At 65.1% G+C, this 17,118-nt stretch carries 18 protein-coding genes; 15 read left to right on the top strand and 3 right to left on the bottom strand.

Annotation, left to right across the window (positions count from 1 at the left end; all coding sequences use genetic code 11):
- Positions 1-50 precede the first annotated feature (50 nt).
- The 8 genes from VIL42_10150 to VIL42_10115 all read left to right on the top strand — a co-directional run bounded on the left by VIL42_10150 (position 51) and on the right by VIL42_10115 (position 7,374).
- Entirely contained in the window at positions 51-524 is a 474-nt protein-coding gene (locus VIL42_10150) for a prepilin peptidase (GenBank protein HEY8593208.1), read from the top strand.
- A 43-nt stretch (positions 525-567) separates the two neighbouring features.
- Entirely contained in the window at positions 568-1,581 is a 1,014-nt protein-coding gene (cpaB, locus tag VIL42_10145; GenBank protein ID HEY8593207.1) for a Flp pilus assembly protein CpaB, read from the top strand.
- A gap of 1 nt (position 1,582) precedes the next feature.
- Entirely contained in the window at positions 1,583-3,079 is a 1,497-nt protein-coding gene (locus tag VIL42_10140) for a type II and III secretion system protein family protein (GenBank protein ID HEY8593206.1), read from the top strand.
- A gap of 29 nt (positions 3,080-3,108) precedes the next feature.
- Positions 3,109-3,732, top strand: coding sequence for a CpaD family pilus assembly lipoprotein (locus VIL42_10135; GenBank protein ID HEY8593205.1), 624 nt, complete (start codon positions 3,109-3,111; stop codon positions 3,730-3,732).
- Positions 3,732-5,003, top strand: coding sequence for a pilus assembly protein CpaE (locus tag VIL42_10130; protein HEY8593204.1), 1,272 nt, complete (start codon positions 3,732-3,734; stop codon positions 5,001-5,003). The genes VIL42_10135 and VIL42_10130 overlap by 1 nt, the downstream gene beginning before the upstream one ends.
- 53 nt (positions 5,004-5,056) lie before the next feature.
- Complete coding sequence (locus VIL42_10125; protein ID HEY8593203.1) at positions 5,057-6,022, top strand: type II secretion system F family protein; 966 nt, start codon at positions 5,057-5,059, stop codon at positions 6,020-6,022.
- Positions 6,023-6,037: 15 nt separating this feature from the next.
- Positions 6,038-7,033: a type II secretion system F family protein gene (locus VIL42_10120; GenBank protein ID HEY8593202.1), complete on the top strand. Its 996-nt coding sequence runs from the start codon at positions 6,038-6,040 to the stop codon at positions 7,031-7,033.
- A 62-nt stretch (positions 7,034-7,095) separates the two neighbouring features.
- Positions 7,096-7,374, top strand: coding sequence for a hypothetical protein (locus VIL42_10115; GenBank protein HEY8593201.1), 279 nt, complete (start codon positions 7,096-7,098; stop codon positions 7,372-7,374).
- 3 nt (positions 7,375-7,377) lie between these two features.
- Here VIL42_10115 and glyS read toward each other — a convergent pair whose 3' ends face one another.
- Both glyS and VIL42_10105 read right to left on the bottom strand, forming a co-directional pair.
- On the bottom strand, positions 7,378-9,543 hold the full coding sequence (gene glyS, locus VIL42_10110; protein ID HEY8593200.1) for a glycine--tRNA ligase subunit beta: 2,166 nt from the start codon (positions 9,541-9,543) through the stop codon (positions 7,378-7,380).
- Entirely contained in the window at positions 9,543-10,394 is an 852-nt protein-coding gene (locus VIL42_10105; protein ID HEY8593199.1) for a glycine--tRNA ligase subunit alpha, read from the bottom strand. The genes glyS and VIL42_10105 overlap by 1 nt, the downstream gene beginning before the upstream one ends.
- A gap of 130 nt (positions 10,395-10,524) precedes the next feature.
- Between VIL42_10105 and VIL42_10100 the strand changes: the two genes are divergently transcribed.
- The 7 genes from VIL42_10100 (at position 10,525) to ychF (ending at position 16,437) form a co-directional block, all read left to right on the top strand.
- On the top strand, positions 10,525-11,424 hold the full coding sequence (locus tag VIL42_10100) for a TraB/GumN family protein (GenBank protein ID HEY8593198.1): 900 nt from the start codon (positions 10,525-10,527) through the stop codon (positions 11,422-11,424).
- 220 nt (positions 11,425-11,644) lie between these two features.
- Positions 11,645-12,436 carry a TraB/GumN family protein gene (locus VIL42_10095; GenBank protein HEY8593197.1) on the top strand — a complete coding sequence of 264 codons (792 nt, stop codon included), beginning with the start codon at positions 11,645-11,647 and terminating at the stop codon, positions 12,434-12,436.
- A gap of 125 nt (positions 12,437-12,561) precedes the next feature.
- On the top strand, positions 12,562-13,251 hold the full coding sequence (locus tag VIL42_10090; GenBank protein ID HEY8593196.1) for a hypothetical protein: 690 nt from the start codon (positions 12,562-12,564) through the stop codon (positions 13,249-13,251).
- 128 nt (positions 13,252-13,379) lie between these two features.
- Positions 13,380-14,066, top strand: a complete 687-nt coding sequence (locus VIL42_10085) for a 50S ribosomal protein L25/general stress protein Ctc (GenBank protein ID HEY8593195.1) — start codon at positions 13,380-13,382, stop codon at positions 14,064-14,066.
- A gap of 89 nt (positions 14,067-14,155) precedes the next feature.
- Positions 14,156-14,731 (top strand): aminoacyl-tRNA hydrolase, encoded by a 576-nt coding sequence (pth, locus tag VIL42_10080; GenBank protein HEY8593194.1) that lies wholly within the window; start codon positions 14,156-14,158, stop codon positions 14,729-14,731.
- Positions 14,731-15,303 (top strand): TIGR02466 family protein, encoded by a 573-nt coding sequence (locus tag VIL42_10075; GenBank protein ID HEY8593193.1) that lies wholly within the window; start codon positions 14,731-14,733, stop codon positions 15,301-15,303. The genes pth and VIL42_10075 overlap by 1 nt, the downstream gene beginning before the upstream one ends.
- Before the next feature lie 33 nt (positions 15,304-15,336).
- A complete protein-coding gene (gene ychF, locus VIL42_10070) occupies positions 15,337-16,437 on the top strand; it encodes a redox-regulated ATPase YchF (protein HEY8593192.1) in 1,101 nt (366 codons plus the stop codon).
- Here ychF and VIL42_10065 read toward each other — a convergent pair.
- Positions 16,427-17,065, bottom strand: a complete 639-nt coding sequence (locus VIL42_10065; protein HEY8593191.1) for a phosphatase PAP2 family protein — start codon at positions 17,063-17,065, stop codon at positions 16,427-16,429. The genes ychF and VIL42_10065 overlap by 11 nt on opposite strands.
- Between the last annotated feature and the right edge of the window lie 53 nt (positions 17,066-17,118).

The following is a 17,118-nucleotide window of genomic DNA, read 5'->3' as shown; positions in this document are numbered from 1 at the left end:
TGCAGGTGCCGGTTACGAATTGGAAAGCCGCGCCGTCTAGTGGTGAGGCCATGATCAACGGCGCATTTACCGATTTGCTGCTGCTCGGCCTCGCCGCGCTTCTGGTGGTCGCAGCCGTCATTGACGTGCGCACGTTCACCATTTCGAACCGGCTGAACCTGACGGTGGCTTTGCTCGCGCCGGTTTATTGGTTTTCGATCGCGCTCAGCCCGTGGCCGGGAATGGCGATCCAGCTCGCGGCCGGCTTGACGGTGTTCGTGCTGCTCGCGCTCGCATTTTACGCCGGGATGATGGGCGGTGGAGACGTCAAGCTGGCCGCCGCCCTCGCCCTTTGGTTTTCGCCCGAAGGAACGCTGCGTTTCCTCGTGCTGATGTCGTTGGCCGGCGGGGTTCTGACCCTGATCGTGCTTGCCTGGCACCGCGCCCGGAAGCGCGAGGGCAGGCCGGAAATTCCATACGGAGTCGCAATCGCGTTCGGCGGTCTCGCGATTCTCACCCAACGCTTTCTTAACCAATTTGTCTGATGTCTGAGGCTGCTCAGAGAGCCCAAGGGGAGGCCGTCGCGCCATGGATGTGAAAAAGCTCGCTCTGCTCGTTGGAGCGCTGGTTATCGCGGTGATCACCGCCGTGATGGCCAAGAACATGTTTGCTGGCGCCGCCGCGCCGCAGGCTGCCGCGGCGCCCGCAGTGCCGGTCGGTCCCAAGGTGCTGGTCGCCAAGAAGGCGCTGCCCGTCGGCACGATCATCGATGCCGACAGCTTCACCCTCCAGCCCTGGCCCAAGGAGCTGATGCAGAACGCTTACTACGTCGAAGGCCAGCCCGACGGCGATCCCAAGCGCCTGCTCGGCACCGTCGTTCGCTACGCCATCACCGCCGGCCAGCCGGTCACCCGGGGCTCCCTCGTCGGCCCGCAGGACCGCGGCTTCCTGGCTGCGGCGCTCAGCCCCGGCATGCGCGCCATCACCGTCCCGGTGAATGCATCATCGGGCGTCGCCGGTTTCGTCTTTCCGGGCGACCGCGTCGACATGGTGCTGACGCAGCAGGTAACCGGCGGCGGCGACGGGCCTCCGCTCAAGGTGTCCGAAACGATCGTCCGCAACGTCCGCGTCCTCGCGACCGACCAGCGGATCACCGACAAGGACGCCGACGGCAAAACGGAAGTCCGCGCCTTCTCCAACGTCACGATCGAAGTGACTCCGCGGATCGCCGAAAAGGTTGCGGTCGCGCAGAGCGTCGGTCAGCTGTCGCTGTCGCTGCGCTCCATCGCGGACACCAGCGCCGACCTTCAGCGTGCGGTCGCATCGGGCGACATCAAGGTCCCCAACAATGCCTCGCCCCTGCAGGAGCGGCAGATGCTGCTCGCTTATGCCGGCCGCCCGATGGACAACAATACGACCTTCACGACGGGTGGCGACGTGTCGCGCTTCCAGCGCCGCAGCGTCCCGGCGAAGACCGCCGAAGCGCCTGCCGCCTCGCCGGCAAGCGCTGGCGTGCCGGGGGCTGCCCCGGTCCGCGTCGGCCCGGTGGTCCGTGTTGCTCGTGGCAATGATGTCACCGTCGTTCCGGTGGGAGCTCGCTAAAATGAATATGCACGCAATCACTCGCCGCGCCCGTGTCGGCACTGCTGTCGCGGCGCTTGCCGCCAGCGTTGCCGCGGCCGGCCTCGCGGTCCCCGCCGCAGCGCAGCCGAAGGCTTACACTTCGGGCGCCTACCGGCCGTCGACGCAGGTCCTGCTGTCGGTGGGCGAAGGCCAGATGCTCAACTTGTCGCGCAGCGTCGCGAGCGTTTGGACTTCGAACCCCGAAGTTGCCGACGTCTACGTCAACGGCCCGCGCCAGATGAACCTGTTCGGCAAGAAGCCTGGCGAAGCGACCATCATCGCGACCGCCGCCGACGGCTCCGTGGTCTATGGCGCCAATGTCCGCGTCAACCAGAACATCAGCGCGATCAACGAGATCGTCCGTGAAGCGATGCCGGGCTCCGACGTGCGCGTCACGACCGTCGGCCAGGTCGCCATCCTCAACGGCACCGTCGCCTCGCCAGAAGATGCGGCGCAGGCGGAGATGTTGGTGAAAGCGGCGCTGAATCCCGGCGTCAACGTCAACGAACCCGGCGCGCCACTCACCATGGTCCCGGTCAGCCGACTTCGTGTCGCGACCCCGCTGCAGGTGACGCTGAAGGTCCGCATCGCCGAGATCAACCGCACCGCCGTCAAGCGCATGGGCGTCAATCTCCTGTCGAGCGATCCGACCGGCGGCTTCCAGTTCGGCGTTGCGCAGGGCGGCGGGATTTACCTTCCGGCCCCGGGTGGCGACGGCAAGGGTGCCGGCGACATCATCCGCACGGCGATCGGCTCGACCTTCTCGGCCAGCGGCAAGCTGTTCGGCCTGGATCTGATCGGCTCGCTCGATATCGCCGCGCAGGACGGCCTAGTGTCGATCCTCGCCGAACCGAACCTCACCGCATTGTCGGGCGAAACCGCCAGCTTCCTCGCCGGCGGCGAATTCCCGATCCCGGTGTCACAGTCGCTTGGCGCCGTGACCATCGAGTACAAGCAATATGGCGTCGGCCTCGCCTTCACGCCTGTCGTGCTTGCGGATGGCCGCATTTCGATGCGGGTCCGTCCGGAAGTCAGCGAGCTGAGCGACGCCGGTTCCGTGAAGCTGAACGGCTATACGGTCCCGGCGCTGACCACGCGCCGCGCCGAAACGACCGTCGAGGTTGGCTCCGGCCAGTCGATCATGATCGCGGGCCTGCTGCGCAACACCGCAAACAACAGCATTCAGAAGGCGCCGTTCCTTGGCGACCTTCCGGTGCTCGGCGCGCTGTTCCGGTCGACGAACTTCCAGAAGCAGGAAACCGAGCTCGTCGTCATCGTGACGCCTTACCTGGTGCGCCCGGTCTCCGGCCAGCTTGCGACGCCGACCGACGGCCTTCGGGTTCCGAACGACGCGCAGCGCGACCTGCTCGGGCAGACGTTCATGGGCAAGAGCGGCGCTGTCACGCCGACGGCGGTCCAGGCTGCTCCGGCGGCACCAATCACGGGCGCGGTCGCCGCTCCCGGCTTCAAGTTGTGATGCAGGGCTCATCCAGGAAGGAAACGACAATGCGTTCCAAACTCCTCCTCATCGCTCTCGCGTCCACTATTGCGGCGTGCAGCACTGCTGACCTGCCGGACACCGGCGTTGCAGCGGTTCATGTCCCGGTCGTCACGAGCGCCGACTACGTCTTCAACGCGGCGGCGCCCGATGGCGGGCTTGCTCCGGGTGAACCAGACCGGCTCAACGGCTGGTTCCAGGGTCTCGGCCTTGGCTACGGCGACCGCATCTATGTCGACGGCGATTACGCCAATGCCGCGCGCGCCCAGGTCGCTGCCATCGCCGGCCAGTACGGCATGATGGTCGCTGAAGGCGCGCCGGTCACCGCCGGCATGGTGCAGCCCGGCAACGTCCGGGTCGTGGTCAGCCGCCGCCGGGCCGAGGTTCCGGGTTGCCCGGACTGGAGCCGCCCGTCCCAGCCGAACTTCGAAAACCGCAACATTTCGAACTTCGGGTGCGGCGTGAACGCCAACCTCGCAGCGATGGTCGCCAACCCTGAGGACCTGATCCACGGTCAGGACGGCGACGGGACCATCGACGTCCGGACCGGCTCTCGCGCCGTCCAATATTATCGCAGCACTCCGCCGACCGGCACCAAGGGTCTGCAGGACATCAGCACAAAGGGTCAGTGATGAACGCTCCGTTCCAAGCACGCGCCGGACTGCGCGATCCCTTCACCGCCTTCGTGTGCGACGATGCGACCGCCGACATGCTTCGGCCGATCGCCGTCGAGCACGGCTGGTCTCCGGAAAAGGTCAACAAGGGCGGACTGCGCAATGCCGTTCAGGCCCTGTCGGTCTCAGCGAGCCCGAACATTCTGTTCGTGGACCTCAGCGAGTCGGCGGACCCGCTCAACGACATCAACGCGCTTGCGGAAGTCTGCGAGCCGGGGACGATCGTGATCGCGGCCGGCACGGTCAACGACGTCCGCCTCTATCGCGACCTCGTCGCAAGCGGCATCCACGATTATCTGCTGAAGCCATTCACGGCCGACCAGCTGCGCGACACGTTCGCCCATGCGCAGATGATCCTGTCCGGCCCGCGCGGTGAAGCCCAGGCCGAGAAGCCGCACGTGATGGCCGCCGTGATCGGCGTCCGTGGGGGCGTCGGCGCGTCGACGCTAGCGACCTCGCTCGCGTGGCTGCTCGGCGAAAAGGCCCGGCGCTCGACCGCGCTTCTCGACCTCGACGTTCACTTCGGAACGGGGGCGCTTGCGCTCGACCTCGAGCCTGGCCGTGGCCTTACCGACGCCATCGAGAACCCGAGCCGCATCGACGGCTTGTTCATCGAGCGCGCCATGGTGCGAGCCAATGAGCGTCTCTCGGTCCTTTCTGCCGAAGCTCCGATCCACCAGCCGCTGGTGACGGACGGAAGCGCGTTCTTCGCGCTTCAGGAAGAGATGCGGAATGCGTTCGAGTCGACCGTGCTCGACCTGCCGCGCCAGATGCTGATCCAGCATCCGCACCTCGTCCACGACGCCCATGTCGCGGTCGTGGTGGCGGAGCTGACGCTGTCGGCGACGCGGGACACCATCCGGATCCTCGCATGGCTGAAGTCCAACGCACCGCAGACCAAGGTTATCGTGGTGGCGAACAGCGTCCCTTCGGGCGGTGCCCTGGAGATCACGCGAAAGGACTTTGAGCAGTCGATCGAACGTCCCGTGGACATCGTCTTCCCGTTCGACGGCAAGCTTGCGGCCCAGGCCGCCAAGCTCGGCAAGCCGATGGCGGAAGTCGCAAGCGGCAAGATGGCCGCGCCGTTCAATGCGCTTTCCAACATGGTGCTCAGCCATGCCAGCGCCGAAGGCGCGTCGGGCGAGGGTGCTGCTCCGGCAGCGGCGGCGAAGTCGATCGTCACCAACCTCAAGTCGATGCTGTCGAAGCCGAAAGAAAAAGCGGCCTGAATTCCCGCGCGGGCGCCGCAGGCACCTGCATGAAGTGAGAGGCGAAAACGCGAATGCTGTTGTGGCTACTCCTTGTCGGCGGTTTCGGCGCCCTTTTCCTCGCCTATATGGCGATGAGCGGTCCTTCTCCCTCCAAAGCGGTCAAGCGCCGCATGGAGCTGATCAAGGAGCGCCACGGCGACGTCATCGCCGGCAATGCCCAGGCGCAGATCCGCAAGCTGCTTGCCGCACGCGCGTCCAAGTTCGAAGGCTATGCCACCACGCTGATCCCTAAGCCGGCGCTGCTGCGCAAGCGGCTGGAGATGACCGGCAAGGACATCAGCCTCGGCAAATATGCGATGATCTGCCTCGGCGCGACGGGCTTTATCGCCCTCCTGCTGATGTTCCGCGGCGCGCCGCTGATCCTTTCCGTCTTGGTCGGCATCTTCTTCGGCATCGGCGGCCCGCACTTCATCATCGGCAAGCTGATCAACCGGCGGGTCAACAAGTTCACCTCGAACTTCCCCGACGCGATCGAGCTGATGGTGCGCGGCCTTCGCTCCGGCCTGCCGATCACCGAAACGCTCGGAATCGTCGCCAGCGAGGTTCCCGGACCGGTCGGCGTCGAATTCCGCATGGTCGCGGACAAGATGAAGATCGGCCGCACGATGGAAGCCGCCCTTCAGGAAACCGCGGACCGCCTCGGCACGCCGGAGTTCCAGTTCTTCGTCATCACGCTGGCGATCCAGCGCGAGACCGGCGGCAACCTTGCCGAAACGCTGTCGAACCTTGCCGACGTGCTGCGCAAGCGCGCGCAGATGAAGCTGAAAATCCGGGCCATGAGCTCGGAATCGAAGGCCTCCGCCTACATCGTCGGCTCGCTGCCCTTCGTGGTGTTCACGCTCGTGTGGTTCGTGAACCCGACCTACATGGGCGGCTTTTTCACCGACCAGCGGCTGATCGTCGCGGGGATCGGCGGGCTGATTTGGATGGGCGTCGGCGTCTTCATCATGGCCAAAATGGTCAATTTCGAGATCTGACGGAGAAACCGAGCCATGCAGCAGGTCCCGAGCGGCCCCACAATCCTCGGCTTCGACGTCATCTGGATCGCGACGATGCTCAGCGCCGTCGCAGCCTTCGCCGTGCTCCTCGCCATCTACGCGGCGACCACGGTCAAGGACCCGATGGCCCGGCGCGTGAAAGCGCTGAACGAGCGGCGCGAGCAGTTGAAGGCGGGCATCGTCGCCTCGACCAACAAGCGCAAGAAGCTGACCAACCGCAACCAGGCGGCGGACCGTGTCCGCGGCATCCTGACGCAGTTCAAGATGCTGCAGGACGACCAGCTGAAGAAGACGCAGACGCGTCTGATGCAGGCCGGCATCCGGACCAAGGACCTGGCCTTCTTCATCATCTTTGCGCGCTTCGTACTGCCGGTCGTGCTCGGCATCGCCGCAATCCTGATGCTCTACGTATTCGGGTTCGAACCCGACTGGTCGCCGCTCCGCCGTTACATGACCGTCGCCGGGATCCTCGTCGGCAGCTACAAGGCACCCGACATTTGGCTGAAGAACAAGGTCACCAAGCGCAGCAACGCGGTCCGCAAGGGCCTGCCTGACGCGCTCGACCTTCTCGTCATCTGCGCCGAGGCCGGCCTGACCGTCGACGCCGCCTTCGGCCGCGTGTCGAGGGAACTCGGCAAGGCCTATCCGGAACTGGGGGACGAATTCGGCCTCACGGCCATCGAACTCGGCTTCCTCAACGAACGCCGCCAAGCCTTCGAGAATCTCGCCGAGCGCGTCGACCTGGAAGCTGTTCGCGGCGTGGTCACGACCATGATCCAGACCGAGAAGTACGGTACGCCGCTAGCGTCCGCGCTGCGGGTCCTTTCGGCCGAATTCCGCCACCAGCGGATGATGCGCGCGGAAGAAAAAGCCGCCCGCCTGCCGGCGATCATGACCGTGCCGCTGATCCTTTTCATCTTGCCGACGCTGTTCGTCGTCATCCTTGGCCCGGCCGCCTGCTCGATCAAGGACAACCTCCTCAACGCCTAAGTGGAACGCGGCGGCTCGCTGATGCGTAGTCGCCGCAAACCACTCGACGTTAAGGAAGCGCAATGAACATCACCAGCGATCCGAACTTGTGGGCCATTTGCGGGCTCGTTTTCCTGCTTGGCCTGCTGATCGGCATGTTCCTGACCGCCGGCGGCCGCCGCAAGTGGAAGTCGCGCTACGAAGCTGAAGTGACGCGCCGCCGTGAGCTCGAGAAAACGCACGAAGAGCGTGAGCGCCACTGGACGGACCAGGAGAAAGAATGGCGGCATCGCGACAGCCTGCGCGGCGCTGCGATCCGCGACCGGGATGGCGACGGCGTCCGCGACGACCGCCCGCTCTAGTCGCTAACCTTCGATTTTGGAGAAATCCGCGACCTGGTTCACGGCGTCGCGGAACCGGGTGAGCAGGTTAAGCCGGCGCTCGCGCTTGGCCGGGTCGGGATCGTTGACGGTCACATGATCGAAAAAGTCGTCGATCGGTTTCCGCAGCAGCGCCAGCGCGCCCATGGCGGCGGTGAAGTCCTCCTGCTGGATCGCCTCGATCGCCCTTGGTTCGGCTGCGTCGAGGGCATCGATCAGCGCCTGCTCCTGCGGCAGGTCGGCGCCTGCATGCCCTGCGGCCATTTCAGCGATAGCGTCGCCGAGGATCGGATCATCGACGAGCACCAGCGGGTCTTCCTCACCGGTCTGCGGGATGCCCTGCTCGGCGCGTGAACTCATCACCTGCGGCCCGCTCCAATCCTCCTTTTTGAGGATGTTGGCGGCACGCTTGTAGGCGGTCAGCAGGTCCGCACCCTCCCCCGTCGTGACGAAGGCCTGAAGCGCCTGCACGCGGGCGAGCAGGCGAACAAGGTCGTCCTCACCGCCGAGCGCGAACACCGCATCGATCAGGTCGTGACGAACGCCGGCGCCGCGCTGCTGCACCTTGAGGCGGTCGGCGAAGAATTCGAGAAGGTCGACCGCCGTGCCGTCCAAGCGGTGAACGGCCTCGGCGTCGCTGCCCTGGCCTGCACGGTTCGCGAGCGCACCGCGGAGCGCTTCGGTAAGCGGCAGCCGAAGGCGGTTGCTGGTGATGATCTCGATACAGCCGATCGCCGCGCGGCGCAGCGCGAACGGATCCTTGGAGCCGGTCGGCTTCAGTCCGACGCTGAAAAAGGTAGCGATGCTGTCGAGCTTGTCCGCGAGGGCGACGGCAATCGTCGCCGGCGCCGTGGGCGGGTCGTCGCCCTGCCCCGCCGGTTTATAATGATCGCGAACGGCGGCAGCGACCGACGAACTCTCGCCCTGCGTCTCGGCGACATAGCCGCCGATGACGCCCTGCAGCTCCGGGAATTCGCCAACCATGCCGGTGACGAGGTCGGCCTTCGCCAGCCGCGCCGCGCGCTCGACCTCATCGGGATCGGCGTGGACGGCCCCACTTTCCGCCAGCCATCGCGCGAGCTTTGCGATGCGCTCGACCTTGTCGGCGACAGTGCCGAGCTTTTCGTGGAAGACGATGCCGCTAAGCTTTTGTGCTTGCTGCTCGAGTGGGACCTTAAGGTCCTGCTCCCAGAAGAAGCGCGCGTCCGACAGCCGGGCGGCGAGCACGCGCTTGTTGCCTTCGACGATCGCCTTCCCGCCATCGCTCGCCTCGATATTGGCGACGCACACGAAAGCGGCGGCCAGGCCGCCGTCGCTGGCGGTGCAGGCGAAATATTTCTGGTTGGTGCGCATGGTGAGGACGATCACCTCGCGGGGCACTTCAAGGAACTCAGGATCGAACTCGCCAATCAGCGGCACTGGCCATTCGGTCAGGCCGGCATTCTCGACCACCAGCCCTTCGTCCGCCAGCAACGTCAGCCCGCGCGCCGTAGCCGCAGCGTCGGCACCGTCGCGGATGATGCGCTCGCGTTCCTCATGATCGACGATGACGTGGCAGGCGCGCAGTTTCTGCAGATAATCGGAAGCGCCGCCGAGCGTGATCGGACCGGGGTGATGGAAGCGATGGCCCACCGTGGTTGCGCCGGACGTGACGCCCTCGACCTCGACCGGCACGATCTCCTCGCCAATCATCGCGACGATCGAATGCAGTGGGCGGACCCAGCGCATCGATCCGGCACCCCAACGCATGGACTTCTGCCAGGGGAAGTTGGCGACGATCCGCGCAATCGCTTCGCCGAGGATCTCGGCGGCGCCGCGTCCGGGCCGCTCCACCACGGCGAAATAGACGCCCTCGCGCTCCTCAAGCTGGTCCTGGCTCAGCCCGGTCTTGCGCAGGAATCCGTCGAGCGCTTGAGGCGGCGCCGAGGTGCGCGGCCCCTTGATCTCCTCACGGCTGGCTTGCGTCTGCTCCGCGACGTCGCGGGCGATCAGCGCCAACCGCCGCGGCGTCGAGAAGACGTCGATCGCGCCCGTCGCAAGCCCAGCCTCGCTGGTGCACTCGGCAAACATGCGCGCAAGCTCGTTGCGCGCAGTCGCCTGCATGCGCGCCGGGATCTCTTCCGACAGAAGTTCGAGGAGGAAATCGGCCATCAGGCAGCCTTCTCAACCCACGCGCCACATGCCGCCTTCGCGAGGTCCCGGACGCGGCCGATATAGGCCTGGCGCTCGGCAACGCTGATGACGCCGCGCGCCTGAAGCGTGTTGAACAGGTGGCTGGCCTTGATCGCCTGCTCATAGGCCGGGATCGGCAGCTGGCGCTCGATGCAAAGCTCGCACTCGGCGACCGCCTTGCGGAAGCCGTCGAATAGCCGGTCGGTGTCGGCGACCTCGAAATTATACTCGGAAGCCTCGCGCTCATTCTCGAGGAACACATCACCGTAGGTGACGCCCTCATTGTTAAACCTGAGGTCGTAAACGTTGTCGACGCCCTGGATGTACATTGCGAGCCGCTCGAGGCCGTACGTCAGCTCGCCGGTAACCGGCCGGCATTCGAACCCGCCGACCTGCTGGAAGTAAGTGAACTGAGTCACTTCCATGCCGTCGCACCACACCTCCCAACCTAAGCCCCAGGCGCCAAGTGTCGGGCTTTCCCAGTCGTCCTCGACGAAGCGGATGTCGTGCTCCAGCGGGTCGATGCCGATCTCGGTCAGGCTACCCAGGTAGAGCTGCTGAAGGTTCTCCGGGCTCGGCTTCAGCACCACCTGATACTGATAATAATGGCCGAGGCGGTTGGGGTTCTCGCCATAGCGGCCGTCGGTCGGCCTGCGGCACGGCTGCACGTAGGCCGCCTTCCATGGCTTCGGGCCAAGCGCGCGAAGCACCGTCGCGGGATGGAAAGTCCCCGCGCCCATCTCCATGTCATAGGGCTGAAGGATCGCGCATCCCTGCTCGCCCCAATAGCGGTGGAGGGTAAGGATCAGGTCCTGGAAACTCAGGCTCAAGCGGAGGTGCCCCGTGAAGAATATCGGTCGCGGGCGCTTTGGCGGATGCTTCCCAGAGGGGCAAGTGGAGGTTCAGCTTGCGGGCCTTAGCCAGACAATGCGAACGGCGGGACGAAAGGCTTTTGAATCGATGCTGAAATCCGTTCTCCACCGGGCGCTGTCCGCGCTTGGGCTCGCGACCCTCCTCGTCGGCGCGCCGGCCGCGTCGAAAACGCCTCAGGCGCAACCCGCGCTGTGGGAAGTGTCCGACCATGACACGACCATCTACCTGTTCGGCACCATCCACCTGCTGCCGAAGGATTACCAATGGCGCACGTCCAAGTTCGACCAGGCACTGAACGGATCGCAGGAGTTGGTGGTCGAGACGGTGATCGACGAGAAGGATCCGGGCAAGCTGATGGCCGCGATCGCCAGCCTCGGTTTTGCCGAGGGCTTGCCGCCCCTCGCTGAACGCGTCCCCGCGGAGAAGCGAGCCGCGCTTCAGGCGGCGATCGCCAGGACCAAGATGCCTCCGGCGGCGTTCGACCGCATGAAGACCTGGACCGCCGCCTTCCTGCTGATGGGCGACCAATTCAAGGATATGGGTCTCAAAGGCGGCGATGGCGTGGAAGCGGTGCTGCGCAACAAGTTCCTGTCGGAAGGCAAGTCGGTCGGCGAGCTCGAGAGCAATGTCGAACAGCTGACCTTCTTCAACGCCCTTCCCGAAGGTGCGCAGCGCGCTCTCCTCGAAGGCGCGCTAGAGCCGGCGCAAGGGGGCATGGACAAGCAATTCTCGGCGATGCTCAGGGCCTGGGCGTCTGGCGACGTGAGTGCAGTGGCCAAGACCTTCGACCAGGACATGTCCTCGACCCCCGACCTCCAGAAGATCCTGATTGCCGAGCGCAACCAGAATTGGAGCCGCTGGATCGGCAAGCGCATGGCGCAGCCGGGTGCAGTGATGGTCGCCGTCGGGGCCGGCCATCTGGCAGGGAAATATTCGCTGGTGTCGATGCTGAAGCGCGACGGCTATCGCGTGCGTCGGCTCCAATAGCCGATCGTTCCACATGCGGCATGAAAAAAGTACAACTGCCGCTGATTTCGCTAGACTTTCTTTAGTGAGTCGGTGAACCATCCTCTTCGGTATCGGGCTGGGGGGTCTGATGCAGGAAGTCGATGAAATGCGGGGCGTTTTCCCGCCACGGGCAAGGTGCGCCCGGCCCTTCTTCCGCTGAAAATCTCCGCAGCTCCGTCCGCCTCGGGGAGGGTGCTGGATGGTCAATCTGTTCGTCGCTGCCGCGCTAGCCGCCGCATCACCGGTCATGCCGGATGCGCCTGCGGCGCAGCCAGCCATGTTCAAGATCGAAGACAGCGACACCACGATCTATTTGTTCGGCACATTCCACGCGCTTGATGGCGATGCGCGGTGGTTCGACGAGCGCGTGCGCGCAGCGTTCGACCAGTCCGATCAACTCGTGCTTGAAACACTGCTTCCCGAACCGGGCGAGCCGCCGCAACTGTTCAACCGACCGCTGCGCGCGCCGTCGGTGACACCGTCTGCATCGGTGCTGGCGACGACCAGAATGGCGATCAATGCTGGCCGCTCCCAGGGCATGCGCATAGACCAGGGCGCCGACATGGTGCTCCGTCACGTGGCCGAAGCTGCCGGCAAGCCCGTCGAGGGCCTGGAAACACTCGAGTTCCAGCTCAACATGTTCAACAAGATGCGCGTCGCGTCTCCGGCAAAAGCCGCAAGAGCCGCCCCTCCTGCTGCGGCACGCTCCTCGGATACGCTGTCGCGAACGATGGGCGAGATGCAGGCCGCGTGGAAGCGCGGGGACCAGGCCGTGTTCGTCCATATGCTCGACCAGCTGCGCGCCGGGTCGCCCAGCACCTACAAGATGATGTTCACCGAGCGGAACGCCCGCTGGGCGGACTGGGTCGCGGCCCGCATGCGCTCGCCGGGCGTGGTCTTCGTTGCTGTCGGCACCGGGCACCTCGCGGGGGCGGACAGCCTTCTGGTTCGGCTTGCCGAGAAAGGCATCGAGTCGAGGCGGGTGAACTGAAGCCGGCCGGAACTCGCCGTTCGTCGAGCCGGCCCAAGGGTTCGAAGATCGCGCCTAGCCCCTTCGACTAGACCGGCCGACCCACACGCATTGATGCAGCGGATCGCTGCAAAGGGAGGTCGGCCATGCTTATCACGCTTCTTGCAGCGACACAGGTCGCCGCACTGCCGCCGATCAATGGGCGCGCGATTCGGCCCGGCGAAGCCTGCTACACGATGCGACGCGAGGGCAAGGATGGTGCGGTCCCGTTCGGAACCACGCATCAGCGAATTCGCATCCTTCCGGGTCCCAGGGGCGGACTGATCGAGGTGGCGACCCGGCAGACCGGGTCGGGAGCGCGGGGCAGCTTCGACATGAGGGACGTTTACGTCATGCGCCGCGCAGACCTTCGCCCCGTGTCCTATCTGAACAAGGTCAAGGGCGAGACGAAGATCGAACTCACCTACGGCGACAAGCAGGTGACCGGCAGGCGCGAAGTGGATGGCAAGATGGTCGACATCGCTCAGCCGCTGGACCATCGCGTTTGGGAAGGAACGCTGATCGGCCCAATGCTGGCCGCGTTGCCGTTGCGCAAGGGCGTGACCTTCAGCGTGCCGGTATTCAAGTATAACCAGGGGCTTGGAACCTCGACGTTCAAGGTGGTCGGCGAAAAGGCCGTGCAGACGCCGTCGGGTCCTGAGCCCGCGTGGGTGATCGAAATCCCGGTCGATGATAAGCGCAGCGTCAGCTACTTCGTGTCGAAACGCTCGAGGCAGGAACTCGGTTACGATGCGGGGTTCATGTCCCAGGTGCTCGGCGGGGAATGCCCGAAGTAAACGGAGGGCGGTCTCGTCCGGCTCTTCCTTGCCATGTCGGCGCCCCTACCCTATAGGCGCCGGCTTCCCGCACCAATGGTCATCCCTGGAGGCGTGGCGCGGGTTTTTAGCAATCGGAGAATGCGAAAATGAGCGAACAGCTGACGCTGCCCGCCGAGGCGCGCGACCGGGCTGGCAAGGGAGCCTCCCGTGCACTGCGCCGCGAAGGCCGGGTACCCGCCGTCGTCTACGGCGAGAAGAAAGAACCTCTCTCGATCCACGTCGAGGAAAAGCTGCTGTCGAAAATGCTTTCGACCGGCCACTTCATGAACTCGGTCGTGATGATTGATGTCGGCGGCAAGGCGCATCGTACGCTGCCGAAGGCGATCGACTTCCACCCGGTGACCAGCCGCCCGGTGCACGCGGATTTCCTGCGCATCGGCGAGCACACCAAGGTGACGGTGGCGATCCCGGTCCGGTTCGAAAATGAAGAAGCTTCGCCGGGCCTGAAGCGCGGTGGCGTCCTCAACGTCGTCCAGCACGAAATCGAGCTCATCTGCGATGCTGCGAGCATTCCGGACGAGCTGCACGTCGACGTCACCGGTCTGGAGATCGGCGATTCGATCCACATCAGCCAGATAAAGCTGCCGGAGGGCGTGACGCCGGCGATCGACGACCGCGACTTTACCGTCGCGACGCTGGTCGCTCCGTCGGCGATGAAGTCCGAAGAGGACGACGCGGAAGCAACGCCGGCCGGCGAGGTCCCGACGATCGAAGGCGGAGCCGACGCGGGCGAAACCGACGAAGCGGCGCAGGACGAGGCTGGCGAGCGCTAAGCACCGCCGCCTTCGCGAACACAAAGGAACCGCTCGCCCTTACCGGCGGGCGGTTTCTTTTTGCCGCGGCGAGACGCTAGGGGAACGCGATGCAGATCTGGGCCGGTCTCGGCAATCCTGGCGCTCAATATGCGCTGCACCGGCACAATGTCGGCTTCATGGCCGCCGACATCATCGCCGAGGTGCACGGCTTCGGGCCGTGGCAGAAGAAGTTTAGAAGCGTCATCGCGGAAGGACGGATCGGACGAAACCGCATCATGCTGCTCAAGCCGCAGACGTTCATGAACGACAGCGGCGATGCGGTTCAGCAGGCGCTTGGCTTCTACAAGCTCGATCTTGGTGCATTGACCGTCTTTCACGACGAACTCGACCTCGCGCCTTTCAAGGTCAAGGTAAGGGTCGGCGGCGGGCTCGCCGGTCACAACGGTCTGCGATCGATCAATGCGGCGTTTGGACCGGATTTCCGCAGGGTGCGGATCGGCATCGGCCATCCCGGTCCTGGATTGAAGCACCTCGTGACGCCGCACGTGCTCGGCAATTATGCCAAGTCCGAAATGGAGCCGCTGTCGGACATGCTCGCCGCGATCGCCGCCGAAGCAGAGTGGCTGGCCGACGGCGACGACGCGCGGTTCATGAGCGAAGTCGCGCTTCGGATGCAAAGCTGATGGCCGTCCGCTCGGTGTTTCCGACGCAGCTGTACGAGGCGGATCTCGAACTTGGCCCGCTCCTCGATGAGCTTGCGCATTCGATCCGCAGCCTTGCCGAGGACGATCAAGCGGGCCGCCGCTGGTCCAAGGATCACGCTTACCGCGGCTACACCAGTTACTCTTCGCTCGACGACCTCCCCCGCCGCGACCCCGCGTTCGCCGAGCTGGCGAAGCTCCTCACTCGCCACGCCCGCTTGTTCGCGGCTGAGCTTGCATGGGAGGTGAAGCCGAAGCTGGACAGCCTGTGGGTCAACCTCTTGAAGGGCGGCGGGCACCATAGCGCTCATATCCACCCGCACAGCATCCTATCAGGCACGCTTTATGTCGAAGTGCCGCGGGGGTCTGGAGCCATCCGCTTCGAAGATCCCCGGCTGCCGCTGATGATGGCGGCGCCGCAACGCGCCGACACCTTCGTCATCGTCGAGCCTCGGGCCGGGCTGCTGCTGCTGTGGGAAAGCTGGCTTCGTCACGAGGTTCTCCCCGGCACCGCCAAGGGCGAACGGTTGAGCATTTCGTTCAACTTCGCCTAAGGGGCGGCCAACCCCTAAATTCAAGGACAATCAATGGGCTTCCGCTGCGGCATCGTCGGCCTGCCGAACGTCGGCAAATCTACGCTTTTCAACGCCTTGACCGAAACGGCCGCGGCGCAGGCCGCCAACTATCCGTTCTGCACGATCGAGCCGAACGTCGGCCGCGTTGCCGTGCCTGACCCCCGGCTCGACAAGATCGCCGAGATCGCCAAGTCGGCGCAGGAAATCGAAACGCAGATCGAGTTCGTCGACATTGCCGGCCTGGTTCGGGGCGCCAGCCAGGGCGAAGGCTTGGGCAACCAGTTCCTCGCCAATATCCGCGAGGTGGACGCGATCGTCCATGTCCTGCGCTGCTTCGAAGAAGGCGATGTCACCCATGTGGAGGGCCGGGTCGACCCCATCGCCGACGCGGAGACTGTCGAAACAGAGCTGATGCTCGCTGACCTGGAAAGCCTTGAGCGGCGCGTGCCGAACCTCGCGAAGAAGGCTCAGCAGGGCGACAAGGAAGCGAAGATCGAAGCGTCGGTGCTCGGCCAGGCGCTCGAGTTGCTGCGGGCGTCAAAGCCAGCGCGGCTAACCCAGCCAAAGGACGTCGAAGAGGAAAAGGCGCTAAAGCGCGCGCAGCTCCTGACCGCCAAGCCGGTGCTTTACGTGTGCAACGTCGACGAGGGTGACGCAGCGACTGGCAATGCGCTGTCGGAGAAGGTCGCAACGAAAGCGGCTGCGGAAGACGCCGTCTCGGTGGTCGTCTCAGCGGCGATCGAGGCGGAGATCGCGACCTTGCCGGCGGACGAGCGGGATGCCTTCCTCGCCGACCTCGGGCTTGAGGAAACCGGTCTCTCGCGCATCATCCGCGCCGGTTACGAGCTGCTCGGCTTGATCACCTTCTTCACGGCCGGACCCAAGGAAGCGCGGGCCTGGACCGTTCGCAAGGGCGCCAAGGCACCTGAAGCGGCGGGCGAGATCCACAGCGACTTCGAGCGCGGCTTCATCCGCGCCGAGACGATCGGGTTCCAAGATTTCGTTGCCTGCGGTGGCGAAGCAGGCGCCAAGGACGCCGGCAAGATGCGCGCGGAAGGCAAGGAATATGTGGTGCAGGACGGCGACGTCCTGCTGTTCCGCTTCAACGTTTAGGGGCGCTAACCCGCGGCCCGGCAAACAGGCGCTCGGCGGGGCGAAGGGTCAGCAGGACCCAGAGCAAGCCGAAGGACCAGCCGCCGATCACATCGCTCGGCCAATGGACGCCGAGCATCACTCGACTGGTCCCGACGCACAGCGAAGTGAGGATTGCTGCGACTGCCGCCGGCCTCGCCCATTTCGTGCCGCCCGCAAGCGCCAGCGCCAGGGTCAGGAAGAAGATCATCGAACTGTTCGCGTGGCCGCTCGGGAAAGACTGCGTCTTCACCAGGACCAGATGTTCGTTGAGGTCGGGACGCGGTCGCCCGAACCAATATTTCTGTATCTGGCTGAGCCCGCGCCCGAGCAGCGCGATTGCGAGCAGCACGAGGCCGAGCCGCGCGCGTCCGGCATACCAGAGCCAGAGCCAGCACGCGACGCCGGCGGCGATCAGGAACGTCGGCTCGCCGAGTTCGGTGAAGAACCTGGCGATGCCGACCAGCACCGGATCGCCGCCGACATACATTGCGCGGTAGATCGTCTGGTCGACCGAGCCCGTGCCGAGGAGCAGCATGCTGAGCCATAGCGCCGCGAGGACGACGATCGCGCCTACGTGGGTCCAGCTCAGGTTGCGTTCGCTAGTCATTGGCCGATCAAACTTACGAGCCCGCGCAGCGTTGCCACTTGCCGGCTGACCAG

It is taken from the genome of Sphingomicrobium sp., assembly GCA_036563485.1.
Taxonomy (GTDB): domain Bacteria; phylum Pseudomonadota; class Alphaproteobacteria; order Sphingomonadales; family Sphingomonadaceae; genus Sphingomicrobium.
The sequence above is the reverse complement of the archived record's forward strand: the minus strand, read 5'-3'. Positions and strand labels throughout refer to the sequence as shown.

Bases quoted from the DNA above. Each gene is read 5' to 3' on its own strand.
- VIL42_10150 (HEY8593208.1), top strand. From the start codon at position 51: ATGATCAACGGCGCATTTACCGATTTGCTGCTGCTCGGCCTCGCCGCG.
- cpaB (HEY8593207.1), top strand. From the start codon at position 568: ATGGATGTGAAAAAGCTCGCTCTGCTCGTTGGAGCGCTGGTTATCGCG.
- VIL42_10140 (HEY8593206.1), top strand. From the start codon at position 1,583: ATGAATATGCACGCAATCACTCGCCGCGCCCGTGTCGGCACTGCTGTC.
- VIL42_10135 (HEY8593205.1), top strand. From the start codon at position 3,109: ATGCGTTCCAAACTCCTCCTCATCGCTCTCGCGTCCACTATTGCGGCG.
- VIL42_10130 (HEY8593204.1), top strand. From the start codon at position 3,732: ATGAACGCTCCGTTCCAAGCACGCGCCGGACTGCGCGATCCCTTCACC.
- VIL42_10125 (HEY8593203.1), top strand. From the start codon at position 5,057: ATGCTGTTGTGGCTACTCCTTGTCGGCGGTTTCGGCGCCCTTTTCCTC.
- VIL42_10120 (HEY8593202.1), top strand. From the start codon at position 6,038: ATGCAGCAGGTCCCGAGCGGCCCCACAATCCTCGGCTTCGACGTCATC.
- VIL42_10115 (HEY8593201.1), top strand. From the start codon at position 7,096: ATGAACATCACCAGCGATCCGAACTTGTGGGCCATTTGCGGGCTCGTT.
- glyS (HEY8593200.1), bottom strand. From the start codon at position 9,543: ATGGCCGATTTCCTCCTCGAACTTCTGTCGGAAGAGATCCCGGCGCGC.
- VIL42_10100 (HEY8593198.1), top strand. From the start codon at position 10,525: ATGCTGAAATCCGTTCTCCACCGGGCGCTGTCCGCGCTTGGGCTCGCG.
- VIL42_10095 (HEY8593197.1), top strand. From the start codon at position 11,645: ATGGTCAATCTGTTCGTCGCTGCCGCGCTAGCCGCCGCATCACCGGTC.
- VIL42_10090 (HEY8593196.1), top strand. From the start codon at position 12,562: ATGCTTATCACGCTTCTTGCAGCGACACAGGTCGCCGCACTGCCGCCG.
- VIL42_10085 (HEY8593195.1), top strand. From the start codon at position 13,380: ATGAGCGAACAGCTGACGCTGCCCGCCGAGGCGCGCGACCGGGCTGGC.
- pth (HEY8593194.1), top strand. From the start codon at position 14,156: ATGCAGATCTGGGCCGGTCTCGGCAATCCTGGCGCTCAATATGCGCTG.
- VIL42_10075 (HEY8593193.1), top strand. From the start codon at position 14,731: ATGGCCGTCCGCTCGGTGTTTCCGACGCAGCTGTACGAGGCGGATCTC.
- ychF (HEY8593192.1), top strand. From the start codon at position 15,337: ATGGGCTTCCGCTGCGGCATCGTCGGCCTGCCGAACGTCGGCAAATCT.
- VIL42_10065 (HEY8593191.1), bottom strand. From the start codon at position 17,065: ATGACTAGCGAACGCAACCTGAGCTGGACCCACGTAGGCGCGATCGTC.